General features: G+C 60.4%; 19 protein-coding genes and 3 pseudogenes. 2 read left to right on the top strand and 20 right to left on the bottom strand.

Annotated features, from left to right (window positions below; genetic code table 11):
- Nucleotides 1-468: 468 nt before the first annotated feature.
- The 17 genes and pseudogenes from ACZIRK_RS43365 to ACZIRK_RS43285 form a co-directional block, all read right to left on the bottom strand.
- Entirely contained in the window at nt 469-918 is a 450-nt protein-coding gene (locus tag ACZIRK_RS43365; RefSeq protein ID WP_028169005.1) for a Rieske (2Fe-2S) protein, read from the bottom strand.
- Nucleotides 919-1,047: 129 nt separating this feature from the next.
- Nucleotides 1,048-1,260, bottom strand: a complete 213-nt coding sequence (locus ACZIRK_RS43360; protein WP_028169006.1) for a hypothetical protein — start codon at nt 1,258-1,260, stop codon at nt 1,048-1,050.
- Between the two features lie 40 nt (nt 1,261-1,300).
- A complete protein-coding gene (locus tag ACZIRK_RS43355) occupies nt 1,301-2,488 on the bottom strand; it encodes a DegT/DnrJ/EryC1/StrS family aminotransferase (RefSeq protein WP_245475085.1) in 1,188 nt (395 codons plus the stop codon).
- 11 nt (nt 2,489-2,499) lie between these two features.
- The gene (locus ACZIRK_RS43350) at nt 2,500-2,769 is read right to left on the bottom strand and encodes a DUF6129 family protein (RefSeq protein ID WP_474419654.1); all 270 of its coding nucleotides are present in this window, start codon (nt 2,767-2,769) and stop codon (nt 2,500-2,502) included.
- Nucleotides 2,770-2,803: 34 nt separating this feature from the next.
- A pseudogene (locus tag ACZIRK_RS43345) lies at nt 2,804-3,161 on the bottom strand (DUF3024 domain-containing protein).
- A gap of 14 nt (nt 3,162-3,175) precedes the next feature.
- A complete protein-coding gene (locus tag ACZIRK_RS43340) occupies nt 3,176-3,415 on the bottom strand; it encodes a nitrogen fixation protein NifZ (protein WP_028169009.1) in 240 nt (79 codons plus the stop codon).
- Nucleotides 3,412-3,732, bottom strand: a complete 321-nt coding sequence (locus tag ACZIRK_RS43335; RefSeq protein ID WP_130229979.1) for a nitrogen fixation protein NifZ — start codon at nt 3,730-3,732, stop codon at nt 3,412-3,414. The genes ACZIRK_RS43340 and ACZIRK_RS43335 overlap by 4 nt, the downstream gene beginning before the upstream one ends.
- Before the next feature lie 91 nt (nt 3,733-3,823).
- A complete protein-coding gene (locus ACZIRK_RS43330; RefSeq protein ID WP_245475083.1) occupies nt 3,824-4,024 on the bottom strand; it encodes a hypothetical protein in 201 nt (66 codons plus the stop codon).
- Nucleotides 4,021-4,416, bottom strand: coding sequence for a 4Fe4S-binding leucine-rich repeat protein (locus ACZIRK_RS43325; RefSeq protein ID WP_245475084.1), 396 nt, complete (start codon nt 4,414-4,416; stop codon nt 4,021-4,023). The genes ACZIRK_RS43330 and ACZIRK_RS43325 overlap by 4 nt, the downstream gene beginning before the upstream one ends.
- Complete coding sequence (locus tag ACZIRK_RS43320; protein WP_130229981.1) at nt 4,406-4,942, bottom strand: tetratricopeptide repeat protein; 537 nt, start codon at nt 4,940-4,942, stop codon at nt 4,406-4,408. The genes ACZIRK_RS43325 and ACZIRK_RS43320 overlap by 11 nt, the downstream gene beginning before the upstream one ends.
- Nucleotides 4,943-5,282: 340 nt before the next feature.
- On the bottom strand, nt 5,283-5,507 hold the full coding sequence (locus ACZIRK_RS43315; protein WP_028169012.1) for a YfhL family 4Fe-4S dicluster ferredoxin: 225 nt from the start codon (nt 5,505-5,507) through the stop codon (nt 5,283-5,285).
- Between the two features lie 12 nt (nt 5,508-5,519).
- Nucleotides 5,520-7,076, bottom strand: coding sequence for a nitrogenase cofactor biosynthesis protein NifB (gene nifB / locus ACZIRK_RS43310; RefSeq protein ID WP_130229983.1), 1,557 nt, complete (start codon nt 7,074-7,076; stop codon nt 5,520-5,522).
- A gap of 279 nt (nt 7,077-7,355) precedes the next feature.
- Nucleotides 7,356-8,215, bottom strand: a pseudogene (locus ACZIRK_RS43305) (SIR2 family NAD-dependent protein deacylase); the annotation flags it as partial.
- Complete coding sequence (gene nifT / locus ACZIRK_RS43300) at nt 8,212-8,433, bottom strand: putative nitrogen fixation protein NifT (RefSeq protein ID WP_028169014.1); 222 nt, start codon at nt 8,431-8,433, stop codon at nt 8,212-8,214. The pseudogene ACZIRK_RS43305 and the gene nifT, both read right to left, overlap by 4 nt.
- A 4-nt stretch (nt 8,434-8,437) precedes the next feature.
- Nucleotides 8,438-9,622: a cysteine desulfurase NifS gene (nifS, locus tag ACZIRK_RS43295; RefSeq protein ID WP_028169015.1), complete on the bottom strand. Its 1,185-nt coding sequence runs from the start codon at nt 9,620-9,622 to the stop codon at nt 8,438-8,440.
- A 10-nt stretch (nt 9,623-9,632) separates the two neighbouring features.
- Nucleotides 9,633-9,923 (bottom strand): NifU family protein, encoded by a 291-nt coding sequence (locus ACZIRK_RS43290; protein WP_028169016.1) that lies wholly within the window; start codon nt 9,921-9,923, stop codon nt 9,633-9,635.
- A gap of 16 nt (nt 9,924-9,939) precedes the next feature.
- On the bottom strand, nt 9,940-10,263 hold the full coding sequence (locus tag ACZIRK_RS43285; protein ID WP_028169017.1) for a HesB/IscA family protein: 324 nt from the start codon (nt 10,261-10,263) through the stop codon (nt 9,940-9,942).
- Nucleotides 10,264-10,541: 278 nt separating this feature from the next.
- On the opposite strand from ACZIRK_RS43285, the gene ACZIRK_RS43280 reads away from it, so the two are divergent.
- Nucleotides 10,542-11,132, top strand: a complete 591-nt coding sequence (locus ACZIRK_RS43280; protein WP_028169018.1) for a hypothetical protein — start codon at nt 10,542-10,544, stop codon at nt 11,130-11,132.
- A 15-nt stretch (nt 11,133-11,147) separates the two neighbouring features.
- Here ACZIRK_RS43280 and ACZIRK_RS43275 read toward each other — a convergent pair whose 3' ends face one another.
- Nucleotides 11,148-11,555, bottom strand: a complete 408-nt coding sequence (locus ACZIRK_RS43275) for a Rieske (2Fe-2S) protein (protein WP_028169019.1) — start codon at nt 11,553-11,555, stop codon at nt 11,148-11,150.
- A gap of 679 nt (nt 11,556-12,234) precedes the next feature.
- The gene (locus ACZIRK_RS43270) at nt 12,235-12,525 is read right to left on the bottom strand and encodes a Wadjet anti-phage system protein JetD domain-containing protein (protein ID WP_474419651.1); all 291 of its coding nucleotides are present in this window, start codon (nt 12,523-12,525) and stop codon (nt 12,235-12,237) included.
- A gap of 319 nt (nt 12,526-12,844) precedes the next feature.
- Here ACZIRK_RS43270 and ACZIRK_RS43265 point away from each other — a divergent pair, with 319 nt between their 5' ends.
- Complete coding sequence (locus ACZIRK_RS43265; protein ID WP_028169022.1) at nt 12,845-13,474, top strand: FMN-binding negative transcriptional regulator; 630 nt, start codon at nt 12,845-12,847, stop codon at nt 13,472-13,474.
- Nucleotides 13,475-13,684: 210 nt separating this feature from the next.
- Here the strand turns inward: ACZIRK_RS43265 and ACZIRK_RS43260 are convergent.
- Nucleotides 13,685-14,179, bottom strand: a pseudogene (locus tag ACZIRK_RS43260) (IS630 family transposase); the annotation flags it as partial.

Genomic DNA, 14,179 nt, shown 5'->3' with positions numbered 1-14,179 from the left:
TGTCGTCGGCGAGCGACAACACGCCTCAAGCACCTTGCGATCTTTCCGCGAAAGGTGGACTTCTCTTGCTTCGGGTATCATCCATATCTTGAAGCACGACTCACGATCCAAGAAAAGTGGGTACTAGCACTTGAACACCTCCTTGGGCCGCCGAGATCATTCGGATGCGGGCGCGAATGATCTCCGTTTCAGGGTAATGCGTCCATGCGCGATAAGAGCTGGCGACCGGGCGTTTGATCCTCGCAAAGCCACCAACGCACGCGAACATCGAATGGATGCGCGTCTCGCTGTTCGAGTAGCGCCGTACCATTCATGCTGGGCTACAGGATAACCCGCCGGCCTGCCCGGCCCTTGATCCTAACAAATCCGAACGCAGCGATACGCGACAGACCTGCGCCGATGTTCATGCGAATGACGGCGCTTTCCCTTAAAAGACTCCTTAAGTCCACGTTCATGAGATCAAGCCTGTTAATCTGGATGGATCATGATGTCCATGGTTTCGTCGCCATCCTCGAACGGACCGGGAAAGCCGTTGTCCTCCACCAGCTTCACGGCACACAGGCAGACGTCGCCGCCGATCACGGCGAGCGCAACCGGCTCAAGGGCTCTTCCGTTACAAGGGCCATCGATGCAAAACCCGCTGTCGATCTCGAAGATCGCTCCGTGCCGGCCGCACCCGAGAAAGGCGCGGTCGGGCGAGAAAAATTCGCCCGCACGGATGTTGAGCCAGACGCCGTCATGTGGGCAGCGGTTGACATAGCCGTGATAATCATTGCCAACGGTCCGAACCACAACAATCGGAAACGGCCGACTCTCACCGCTCTCGTCGATCCGTGACAGGCTAAAGCCCCTCGCGCTGCCCCGCTCGATTGCATCGGCGGGGCAGACGGCGAACACCTCAATCTCTTGGCTGCCCATGTCGCGCTGCTCCCTTGCTCATGCGCCGTGTTTTCCTGCGCGAAAGACATCGACGGCGGTACCGGTCAACCGAAGGACGCCAATTCCACCGACCAGCTCCTTGTAGGCATCGACGGCCCGCTGAGAACATCAAATTGCATTGAGCTTCTCATTGTCTTCCCGCACCACCCTCAAGAGTTCCTCGTGGCCTTGCCGGACGAACAGGCCGGAGCATCCGCGTGTGGTCTGCCCCTGCATTTGTCCGGAAGTGGCGATCTCCGGGTTCTGCAGCACCGCCAAAAGTGACGTGGCGTGAATGACGTCGATTATCTTGTCCAACGGTGAGACTGTGCATGTCGACATTCAAGCCTGCCTTGCGCCTCGCATTGATAATTCCTCGTTGCTAATAAATTGCTGCGCCAGCGCCGATGTTGATGGATGCGTCCTTCATCGTCTCCACGATGAACTCGATCTGCTCGTCGGTGAGGTGGCTGTGAAACGGCAGTGCCAGGGCGCGATCGGCGATCTTTTCCGCAACCCGGAAATCGCCATGACGATAGCCAAGTTCGAAATAATGCCGCTGCAGATGCAAGGGATAGCAATAAGCGGCGGCCTCGACCTGCTCGATGCGGAGGTCATCGACAATGGCGTCGCGGCTGGATCGCGCGAAGCGCGTTCCGAGATGGACGAGATAAAGAAACCAGTTCACCTCGGTCACATCGGGACCGACATAGGGAGGCTTGATACCCTCAAAGGATTGCATATGCGCGTTGTAGAGCTGTTCGACGAGTCGGCGCCGCTCCAGGATCTCCTCGAGGCGCTTCAGCTGCGCAAGGCCCAGCGCGGCTGTGAGATCGCTCATGCCGGCCTGGTGGGGCGCTGCGCTGCTGACGACAACGGAGGAGCGCTCATCCAGCCGATGCGCGCGATGGCGGCGCAAGCCAACGGCCATGTCGATGTCGTCGGTCACCACCATGCCGCCTTCGCCGCAGGTCAGGGCCAGTGGCTGGGCGAAGTCGAACACGGCGATATCGCCAAAGCGGCCGACGAGTTCGAACTTGTATCGCGATCCGATCGCTTCGGTTGAATCCTCCAGGAGCGGCAATTGATGGCGCTGCGCGATCGCGCGCAGCTCCGACCATGGCGCCGGATGGCCATTGGGGTTGCCACCAATGATCGCCCGCGTGTTGGCCGTGACACGCTCTTCGACCTTCGCCGGAGCCAAGGCTCCCGACCAATAGTCGACGTCGGCAAATACGGCCCTCGCGCCCACGAGACTGATAGCATGCACTACCTCACGAAACGAATAAGGCGAGGCAATCACCTCCTGCCCGGGTCCGATGCCGAGCGCTTTTAGTGCAAGCAGAAGCCCGATGGTGCCGCTGGGGACGGCAACGGCATATTTGCGCCCAAGGTAGGCGGCGAAGGCTTTCTCGAAGGCCTCGGTGATGGGCCCATTGGAGACCCGTGGCGAACACAGCAGCGCTTCCACGGCGGAGAGCTCGGCGGAGGTGATATCGGGATCTGAGAGCGGAATGAAGGATAAATCGGCGTCGACCGCGTCCGTGCCATCGTCGCGATGCCCTACCAGTCCAACGCCGATCACCGTCCGATCCTCCTTGCCGCCAGCAGGATGCCAATCGCCCGCACCGGATCGGCCGTGATATCTAGGCAGCGATCGCAGCCATCGATCAGATGCAGATCGAAATTCGGAAGACTCCGGAATGGTCGCTCCGTCACGTCAGAGGCATCACAGCGTGTCGCGGCGAGGTGCGGAAAGCGACGCCGCAACTCGAGAACCGGATCTGCATCAGCCTGCGCCGCCGCGAGCACCCGTTCGATTTCCATCAATTCGTCTGTGCCAAGCACCATCGCGTCTCCCATATAATTGGACCCTAAATAAGCTTCATAGCCAGAACAGCCGCTCGGGATCTGTGTTCAAATCTTCGATCGCCGAGGTCAGCCGGTGGTAAATGCTATAAAACTCCCAGATTCCGTTTGCGTGGTTCTTGCGAAACAGCTTCCACATGCCGCACACCATGTCGTAGTGGATCAGCGCGGCATCGATAAGGCCGCCATCGGCGTCGATATTGCGAGAGCAGCAGGGACTCTCGATCAGATAGCCCCCTCACCGCCTTCACATGCGGCGAGACATAGCGATAGCGCTTGCGCGCGCTTAAGGCGCGCTCGATCCGCTTGCAATCGAGCTCGTTCGGGTGAGGGATCATCCTGACCGCTGCCTTTCTCATCACCGCGGCATTCATCGCCAAAGGCCCCCTCATAGCACTGTGATTTCTTCTTCAAGACAGCCGACGACCATCCGCTCGCCGAACTCGACGAGATAGATTGGCACGTTGCCTTCCCTATGCCTGCCGACCTGCACGATCTCGCCGATCCCTCCGGCGCCGATCAGGAGTCTATCGGCCGGTGCATTGGGAAACGAGCCGTCATTGATGAGGTCGACCGCTGCCTTGACGCGCTGGCCCCATTGGTATTTCGGCAGTCTCGAGGCGATCATGGGCCGGCCTCTTCAGGCAACGGCAGATCCAAAAGCTCATCGCGCCCCACCTCCGGCTCGAGCTCTTTGCGCTTCATGCCGACGCGGTTGCCGCTTTCGAGAAATTGAACGCCATAGATGTAGAACTGCTGCAGGAAAGTGCCGATTGAGACGACGTAACCCACCTCCCCCTTTTTGACGAGGATCTCGCCGATCTCCTTGCCGGCATATGTCCCGTCATTGCGGATGGTACGGCTGGCCTGCACCTTTTCGCCAAACCTGAAGAAAGGCGGCCCGGTCAACTCGACCACCTCGCTGTCGCGAACGATGTTGCTCATGTCCCACTCTCTCTCGGTCGTTCGGGCCGGATGGCCACGCGCGCGCGGGCGACTTCCTGCACCATCGAGTCCTCGTCTTTGGTCAATTCCGCTAGCTCGGCCGCCGTGCGATCTCGAGGCGCACGGTGCCATCGGGATCATTGACCATGCCGAGCAGCCACTCATTGGGAACACGGATCGCAACCACGCGGCGCACCTCGGGTTCGTCATCGCTCATGAGACGCCCAAGCAGCGCCCGCGCGATCCGGCTCGCCACCACCAGGCGGACGTAATAGTCCTGGTCCGAGATCATCGGCGCCAGCTCCCATCCAGCAAGGTCGCAACCCGCATCCTAACCTTCCGATGCAGATCGTTGCGCAGCCGCAGCACTAAGCGCTTGGGCAGGCGCCGCGCGGCGTTCCAGCGCACGGTTTCCTCAGCATCGTCGGGCGGCATCGGCAGCAGAAACACGCTGGCGTGGTTGGCTGCGATCGCGCGCACCTCAAAATGTGGATGGGTGATGTAGGCGTCGGCCAGCGCCGGATTCCAGTAGAAGAAGCGGTCGACGCGGCGAGCATAGCGGTCGTTGACGCAGGCGTGCATCAAGCGGCAGCCGCCGCTGGCCCTGAGCCCGATACGAGTGCAGGTGCCGCAGTCGACCTCGTTGCCCAGCCAGTCGCGGGCCTTATCGATGTCAATCGTCATCGTCCTGCCCCATCCGCTGCAGCACGTCCAGGAGCACCCTGGCGCCGATCTTGTCGGTCGGCTCGAGCTGCACGAGCTTGCTGGCGGCCGCGCGGCCTTCATCCAGATTGCCGAGCCGCAGCTGCAGGTACGCGTAGGCTTTTAGCGAAAATAAATAGAAGCGCGACAGGATGTTCTCGTAGCAATCGAAAGCAGCGTCGCCCGCGCTGACCCGCCGCCAATCGTCAGCGAGACCGTTTTCGCGCGCTGCCTTGGAGATACAGAGCTTTGCCACCTCCAACGCCTCGGCCAAGCGACCTTTGTAGAAATAGAAGCGGTAGATTCCGATCAGGACGGCGGCGTGGCCCGGCGCTAGCGCCTGCGCTTCGTGCAGGTGCCTTTCCGCGATCGCATCCACGTGATAGAGGAGCCCGGCCTGCCACAGATGATCCTCGGCTTCGCGCGGCAGGCCTTCGCCGAGCAGCGTGCGCGCAATCAGCGCCCCTTCGCTCCCGGACAGCGGATTGCCGGCCCCAGCGAGGTTCATTGGCAGCTTTCCTGTTCTAATGGGCAGCCTTTGCGGTATCGCTGGAGCAGCACACCTGCTTCTTGGAAGATCGGCCCGCTCTGCGCAGCAGTGTCGGTCAAATCGATCGTGACACCGCCAAGCATTAGCGGCTCCCGAATTGAGGCAATCTTAGCCCGTTCCGCTGGAGGCCTTGCTGACCGGGCCGAGGTGCCGGCGCAACACCTGTCTTGGCGGACAAATCCAAGCAACCACCGCCTGTAACGGCGAGGCGGAAGCTGCGGCCAGCGGTGCGCAGCGCGAAAATCGCGAGTTTTTCAGCGCTGGGCGCCGGCGTAAAGGTCATGGGATCGGCCCCTATTTACGCGCGCGCCTGGTAGCGCGGCAACGAGGTGTCCAAGACGCAGGTGTTATCGACCGGGCACACCGCGACGCATTGCGGCTCGTCAAAATGGCCGACGCACTCGGTGCATTTTTTCGGATCGATGACAAACGTTCCGCCTTTCTCCGAGATTGCGACATTGGGACATTCGGGCTCGCAAGCCGAGCAGCTCGTGCATTGCGAGGCGATGATCTTGAACGGCATTGACCTTCCCCCTTAGGCGGCCGAAATCAGTGCGCCCTGGCGGATCGCCGCCTCGCCCCGCTCGGTATGCTGGATTTCGCCGCTTTGCACCTTCTCCAGATAGGACTTGAACCAGGCGATCGCTGATTTTTCGATGAACTCATGGGCGTATTGGTCGACTGGCTCGATCCCGGCCTTCAACAGATTGCTTTTCGGACAGCCGCCGATCTTGGCCACTAATACCGCATGGCAGTCGTTGATGGCGCTGATGACGGTGGCAAGGCGCTCCTCCTCGCCACAGCCGCCCCGGCAATAGTGATCGACGCGGCGATGGCCGACGAATTTGGCGCCGGTCGTGGAGAGTTCGTACACCTGGAACTCTTTGGCGTGACCGAAATGCTCGTTGATGACGCCCGCGCCCTTCGTCGCCACGGCAACCATGGGCTTGATGTCACTCATTTTGCTGGCAAGCTCGACGAGCTCTTCCTGCTTGCCAGCAAGCTTGGCAACGCGCTCCTGCTCGATCTTGGCTTGATAGGCCTTGCGCATCGGCAAGTCATATTTGACGTCCATGGCCATAACCTTCTCGGTAGTGAACTCCGCGCTGCGGTCCTCGCCGAGCAAGCCGACAGCGTCGGCGCGGCACTGCCGGCAATGCCGCATCAGGTTCATCTCGCCCTCGCAGGCATCCTGCAGTGCCTTTAATTCCTGCGCGGTTGGCCCCCGCTGCCCGTTGAGACCAAACTCCGTGCCGTGCTCGGGCGCGGAGATCAGCGGCATTATGTTGTGCAGGAACGCGCCGCGCGATTTGATCGCCTTGTTGACCTTGACCAGATGCTGATCGTTAATACCCGGGATCATCACCGAATTGATCTTGCATAGGATGCCCCGCTCGGTGAGCATCTCGAGGCCTTTCAGCTGGCGCTCGTTGAGGATCTTTGCGGCTTCTAGGCCGGTGTAGCGCTTGTGGTTGTAGAAAATCCACGGATAGATTTTGGCGCCGATTTCGGGATCGACCATGTTGATAGTGATGGTGACATGATCGATCTTGAAGCGGGCGATCGTGTCGACATGGTCGGGTAGCATCAGGCCGTTGGTCGACAAGCACAGCTTGATGTCGGGAGCAGCCTTGGCCACCAGCTCGAACGTCTTGAACGTCTTTTTCGGATTGGCCAGGGGATCGCCGGGCCCCGCGATGCCGAGCACAGTCATCTGTGGGATTGTGGAGGCGACCGCCAGCACGTTTTTCGCCGCCTGCTCCGGCGTTAGTTTTTCGCTCACCACGCCCGGGCGCGATTCATTAGCGCAATCATATTTACGATTGCAGTAATTGCACTGCATGTTGCAGGCAGGCGCGACCGCAACATGCATGCGCGCGTAATGATGATGCGCTGCTTCGCTGTAGCAGGGGTGATTCTTGACCTTCTCCCAGATCTCGGTCGGCAGATCACCCTGGCCGGCCTGCGAGCCGCAGCTTGCCTTGCCCCCGCCGGACCTCCCGCAGCCCTTGCGCGCGGCGATCTGCATGACCTTGCCAATGTCGACCGCGCTCCCTACCGAGCTTGCTTCGTCCAGCGCTGATACGTTCATCCTTCCATTCTCCCTGCAGCGGAAACTGAAAAGAAGATTTGCAACTCGCGTGCCATGGCCGGACTTGCGAGCAATTTTGATCTAGGTCAAAAGCTGAGCCGCTTACCGCCCTCTGCCGTGAAAGCGACGGCCTTCTGCACGACATTAGCAATGTTCGAAGTGTGCCAGGCGTCTCGATCCCGACACAGAGATGAACGTACTCATTCCCTGGCGCGAACGAAAGACAACTCGCGTGCGCCGGCACGCGAGCAACATCGACACCCGTATACCGGTCTGTCGGCCGGCGAGCAGGATCTCGATCGCGCGCGGGAGCGGGATCGCAAGCGGCGTCAGGCCCTGTTCGACCAGAAAACGCAGTTCATTCCTGGACAGCACATCTGGCTCCACGATGGCGTAATGAACACCGGCCGAGCGCTTGGTGAGCTGCCGCGCATAAGTTCGCAGCAGCTGATCGTTGAAGCGGCAGCCGATGAAGAGAAAGCTTCGGCCACTGCGCCGCTCTTTCACCACATCGGGGATCGGCGTCTGAATGTCGATCTCGGTCAGGACCTCGACATAGTCGGCGTCAGAGATCAGGAAGTTCCTTGCGGGCAACACGCCGCCGTGCGGCTTATAGAGGACCGTGCTCCAGCTCTGCGCCGCATCATGGTCGACCTCTCCGCCCGCTGCATCATAGAAGCGATACCAGCGGTCCTCGCCGAGGCCGGCGCGGGTGATACCCTGCACCTCACCCCATCCCTCGCGCCTGCCAAGCGCCCCCGCATCGCACCGTCATACCAGGTATCGACGATGACAGGCAGGGGCAGCACGGCAAGATGATGATGCAGCGGCGTCGGCTCGACCGGCGCAGCAAAGGCCAGCGCCATCAATGCCGTCACGGTGGTGCGATGCTTGTTGCTCTCGATGTGCTGCGCAGACGCCCAGATGTTGCCTTTGGCCCGGCGCGGCAGCGCGACCTTGCTGGCGAAGAAAGCAGCCAAGGCGTCCGGCGTCATCGTCGCATCCGGTTTGGACACATCAGCGAGGCCAGGTCCGAGATAGGGAATAATGCTGGCGGCACGCAGCCTCCTCGCTATGTCAGTGAGAATCGCCTCCGCATCGGCCGCATTGACGAAGTCGGTTTGCGCCATCGCCTTCATCGGCCGTCGCCGTCCTCGCCACGCTTCCTGGCATTGATCGTGATCGGCAGCGACGTGTCGCTTGCCATCTCGGGTAGATCGAGCACCCAGCCATTGCCTATTCTGATCCAGCCACCCCACAGCGTCTCGCGCTCCGATTCCACAATTGGCTCCTCGAGATCTTTTTTCGGCACATAAATCGACAGGCCCTCCGGAGAGCGGCGAATCATGACTTTCATAAGATCAACTCGTGCATTGGGGCGAAGCGCTGGTGGGGTTGGGAGGCTCTTGTGACATGGCACGCAGATTAGCCAGGATGCGCGACAGTACGCGGACGACCTGATCGACGTCATCGGCCGTGGTTTCACGCGAGAGGGAAAAGCGTACCGCGCCGCGCAGGCTCCTTGCCGGCACGTTCATCGCGCGCAGCACATGCGACGGCTCCATTGACCCCGAGCTGCAAGCCGATCCGAGCGAAGCGGCAATGCCCGCTCGGTTGAGATGGTGGACGATTGCTTCGCCTTCGAGATCTTCGAAGGCGATGCTGGCCGTGTTCGGCAGGCGGTTGCTGACATCGCCGAGCGGGATGCAGCGGCCGTTGTGCAAAATCGTCTGCTCCAGGCGATCGCGCAACGCAGCAATGCGAACACGCTCCGGCTCGAGCCCCTCCGCCGCAAGCTCTGCAGCTTTTCCAAGACCGACGATGCCGGGGATGTTCTCGGTTCCGCCGCGGCGCCGTCGCTCCTGTGCCCCACCCCAGATCAGCGGCCTGAATTTCGTGCCTTGTCGCAAATAGAGCGCGCCGATTCCCTTGGGGCCGTGCAGCTTGTGTGCGGACAGCGAGAGCATGTCGATAGCACTGTCCTTCAGGTCGATGGGCACCCTGCCTATGGCCTGCACCGCATCGGTGTGAAACAGCGCACCTGCCGCGCGCGCCAAGCCGGCCAGAAACTCCACCGGGAAGATCGTGCCGGTCTCGTTGTTGGCCCACATAACGGACGCAATCGCCGTGCGTGGTCCAAGCGCCCAGCGAAACGCCTCGAGGTCGAGGCGGCCGCGCGAATCCACCGGGATCACATGCGTCTTGATGCCCGTTAACGCCAATTGCTCGACCAGCGTGAGGATGGCGGAATGCTCGACGGAGGTGGTGACGATCTCGTCGCGCCCTTGCTGGGTCGCGAGCGCAGAAAGGATGGCGGTGTTGTTGGACTCGGTCCCGCCGGAAGTAAAGATGATCTCATGATCGTGGGCGGCTCCCAGCAAACTCTGCAGGCTGCGGCGTGCCTTGGCCACCGGGCCTGCGATCTCGCTGCCGAAGGCGTGGGCGGACGAGGCATTACCGAACCGCTCCGTGAAGAACGGCAACATGGCTTGCAAGACACACGGATCTGTCCGCGTGGTCGCATTGTTGTCGAGATAGATCGGCACAGAGCCTCGCTCAATGCTGCGGATTGGCGCCGCCGGCGACCGGGATCAGGCGAACGAATTCGCCGAGCCCTTGGACCAGCCGCGCCTGAATGCTTTCTAGCGTCGCGCTTGAAAGCTTGCAGAACACGCAGGCACCGGTCAGCTTGACCGTGATCTTGCTGCCGTCGATCCCAACGAGCTGACAGTCTCTGCCGTCGCGTTGCAGATTGGGCCGAATCTCCTCGATCACAGCCCGAATGAGTTGTTCACGATCGGTCTCAACGACCGACCGTTGCTTCAGCTGTTCCGGTTCGACCAGCATGCTTTGATTTCTCTTTTCATCTGCTGAAGGATTTGCCGCAGGAGCAGCTCGAGCTAGCGTTTGGGTTGTCGAAGGTGAAGCCCGAGCCCTCCAGCGCCACCACGAAATCGATCGTCGTGCCGGCGAGGTGCTCATGGCTCTTATTGTCGACGAACACCTTGATCCCGTCGCGCTCGATGACGGTGTCGTCGGGCTTTGCCCCGTCGGCGAGGTCCATCTTGTATTTGAATCCGTCGCAGCCGCCGGCCTCGACCATGATGCGCAAGCCGCTCCTCGGCTGGGCCGAAGCCGAGATCGCGCTCTTGACCGCATTCACTGCGCTATCCGTCAGATTGATCATGGCACCTTTTGTTTTCCAGAGTCATTTGCATCGAATTGGCAAGTCGCATGCCAGAGCGCAGGCGCTTGACACTGCTCACATTCTTCAAAATCGGGCTGTTGGCTTTGCGACGCGTGTCTGGTTGCTGACAAAGGTCTTCGAGGGATCGCGGCGGCTTTGCGTGTCTTCTTTATGGATTCCGCCGAGAAAGGGTTACGCCCGCGGCGGCAAATGATTTGCATTGCGTCTCCCACCGCCGGGGTGCCCGGCGGTGGTCTTGGATAGAGGGATGATTTTTGATGACTGCAATCGAGAACACCGCGCTCGGCCGGTTGGAGAAGGAAGGGCGCCTGCTCAATCCCATATTCAAGGGCGGGACCACCAAGCGGGGCCGGTTCGGCTTTCGTGGCGATATCGCACTGAAATTTCAGGCCCAGGTCGCGGACGAGAAGCGGCCGCCCCACTATTCGATCGAGCAGGTACTGACGGTCGTGCAGGTCGGCGAAAACATCATTCCGGTGCTGGCCGGCTATCTGCACTGCTTCGCTTATCTTGCCGATGTCGCAAACGTTCTTGAGAGCGCGCTAAGCCCTGACGGCAGCTACTTCATGTTTTGCAACAACATAGACCTGTTGGCGAAATATCGAATCAAGCTCGCTGGTATCACCTTCAACGTGCTGCCGTGCGATGAATCCACCGTTTGGAAGGAGATGATGGACCTGGTCGGGGTCGACAAGAATGACATCAAGAAGCTCGATGCGCCCGGCAAGCTCGACTACCTGCTCGACGCGGCCAAGGATGTCGATGCGTCCTATGACGAGATCTCTTACGAAGAAGGGCTGAAGAGGATGGAACCCGTGAGAAACCGCAACGAGAACCGGCCGGTCTGAGCGCCGGCTTCAGCTTTAGCCAGAGGAAACCTCCTCCTCGACAAGCCGCACGCCGGTCACGCAGATATCGCCGTCCAGCACCGTCAACGCAACCGGCGTGAGCCGGCTGCCCTTGCATGGGCCGTCGACACAGCGGCCGGTGCTGAGCTCGAAGGTCGAGCCGTGCTTGCCGCACATCAGCCGGATGCCGCGGGGATCGAAAAACTGGTTGCGTTCCCAGTCCAGATTCACGCTGTTGTGCGGGCATTTGTTGAGATAGCCAAACACCCGCTTGCCCCAGCGCACCACGACAATGGGCCACGGCCTGTGGCTGCCGTCTTCGTCGACGATCATGAGGTAGAAGCCCATGGCGCGCTGGCTTGGAATATCGTTGAAGCCGCAGATCGCATAGGCGGTATTCGGCTGCGTCCGCTGCGCGTTCATGACAAGACAACTTTCAATTGATCACCTTGCGATCAGCCTTGCAAAAATCGCGCAAAGTACCGGGGCGCCTTACCTTTTGGCAGTCCCGTGCGCTGCGTCGCAAGCGATACCACAACTAATTGCGACCGGTGCACAATGGATGGATTTGCGCGAGCATGCGCCCTTGAGACAGTTAATCCAGTGAGGCGAGGTCTCGACTCGGCGACACCGCGTCAGCATCACACAACATGAAGAAGTTCACACCGCATATTGTTTTCTGCAGGACTAAATCGTTCAGAGACCCAAAGGATTGAATGACCCCCTTCCCCCCACTGGGAACAAGGACGAGATCGGGATTCAGCAAGCGCACGAGATCTGGCCGGATGGCGGATACTTTTCAGACTGGCTAGTCCCGATGGGGGTCGCATCGGAAGCTTGTCGGCAGATGATAGCTCGCATCGTCGCCGACAACGGTCAGTCAAAGATCGACTGCATCTTTCGCCGGACCAAGACGGCAAGGTCCATCCTTTGTCTCGCGTTTTGCCCGACAGTCGCAGCGCCCCCCGTGACCGGCAACCCTGTAGTCATGCATTTGAAGGTTGGCACTGTCGTTCAAGTCACAACGGAGAATCCGATTTCCTATGCGCTTGGAACCGAGTTGACGGTTCTCAATCGCATGATACCGACGGTTCTCGGCCAGTTAGACTAGTGCTGACCTCCGAGCGGTGACTTGGGGCAAGGCCGGGTCGAGCTCTTCCTGCTCGAGGATCTTGGCGCCCTCCCCCGCCAGATAAGCGGCGAGCGCAGCTATGCCGGAATCCGATGGGCATCGCGCTGGTGCGGCCTTTTTCGGCGGAACTTGTCCAGATCGCTTGGCGATTTCGATGCTCATGAGGTGGGGACGGATCGGGCGTCCGATAGCGCGCTCGATCATGCGGAAGATCCAGGTGCCGTCCGGATCGATGTCCGACCAGTGGAGATCGGCGTGCATTCGGCACCATTCCCGCGATGACCCGTAGCGCCTCTTGCGTCGCAAGCGAAGGATATCCGGTCGCCCCCTCTTCGATCAACGTCATCCGGGCCGCCGGTGCCAGCTGGACAATATCGGGCTCGTCATGGGTTACGCCGCGCTGGAAACCCGCCAGATCGAGCGCGGCTGTCAGCTTCTGGCTCAAGCCGTCGATTAGCTTCGTTCGCGGCGATTGTCATAGCCGCATGCCCCTACAGCTGGACGAGCAAAATCAGCGATAACTGGCAGTTTCGATCGTGCCAAGCTGGGTCTATGTCAGGGCTGAGAACGGAGAACCGACATGTATGTGCCCCCCGCCTTCAAAGATGACGAAGTCGAAAGCATCCGAGCGACCATCCGCTCCGCCGGCCTCGCCAACCTGGTCACGGCCACCGCGGACGGGCCGCTTGCGACACCCTTGCCGCTCTTCCTCGAGGAGACCGAAGGACAGCACGGAGTTCTGTACGGGCACTTGGCGAAGAGCAATCCGCAATGGCGCGCGGCCCCGAACGGCGAGGCTCTGGCGATCTTCATGGGTCCGGAGGCCTACGTGACGCCCTCATGGTACGCCACCAAGCAAGAAACCGGGAAGGTGGTGCCGACATGGAATTACATCGCCGTCCACGCGTACGGGCCGGTCGAGTTCTTCCAGGAGCCCGAACGTCTGCTCGAGGTGGTCACACGGCTGACGAACGTCCATGAGACGTCGCGTACGAACCCATCGGCTGTCAGCGACGCACCCGCTGATTTCATCGCCGCGCAACTGCGCGGTATCGTCGGGGTGCGCATTCCGGTCACCAGGTTCGAGGGCAAGCGCAAGATGAGTCAGCATCGGCCCAAGGCAGACCGCATCGGCGTCGCCGCCGGCCTTGCGGCGAGCGAAAAACCGCAGGATCGGGAAGTGGCTCCCCTCATTCCGATTCAGGCCTAGAGGTCATGACTTTTCTTCGAATCGTGGTCCCGCTCTATGGAGCATGATCGTTTCGGAAAACCGGTGCCCACTTTTCCGGATCATGCTCTAAGGCGAGCGCAAGAGCGCTGGGTGTCGAACTCAATCGGTCGTATAGAACGCTTCCCGAATGGGATTCGAGATCGGGCCGGAGCCAATAATCGCCGTCTGGGTCATTGCTAGTACCCGGAATCAGAGCTGAGTGATACGGCGGCCTTTGAACCGTTTTGGCGGACTCGTTTCTTCGTCCAGGCGAAGGGCTGTGCTTTTTCATTGTAGGCGCGGATGAAGGCATCGATGTGCTCCTGTAGCTGCGTGACGGCGGTGAATGATGCACCGTTCAACGACTGGCCTTGCAGGATGGAGAACCAGGTCTCGACCTGATTGAGCCAAGATGCCCCGTCGGCGTAAAATGAAACTGCACCAAGGGGTGCTTTTTGAGCCAGCGCTCATTCTTCTTGTGCGTGTTGAGGTTGTCCAGGATGACGTGAAGTTCGCGGTCCGGAAAGCTGGCAACCAGCCGGTTCATGAAGCCGAGGAACTCCATGCGGCGGCGGCGCTTGAATGCTCCGCGATGACCGTTCCGGTGGCAACCTGGAGCGCGGCGAACAGCGTCGTCGTGCCATGCCGCTTGTAATCATGGCTTTGGCCAGTCAAAGCCCGTCCGTTGGGCAGCTTCAGATAGCT

It is taken from the genome of Bradyrhizobium sp. Leo114, assembly GCF_055229415.2.
The sequence above is the reverse complement of the archived record's forward strand: the minus strand, read 5'-3'. Positions and strand labels throughout refer to the sequence as shown.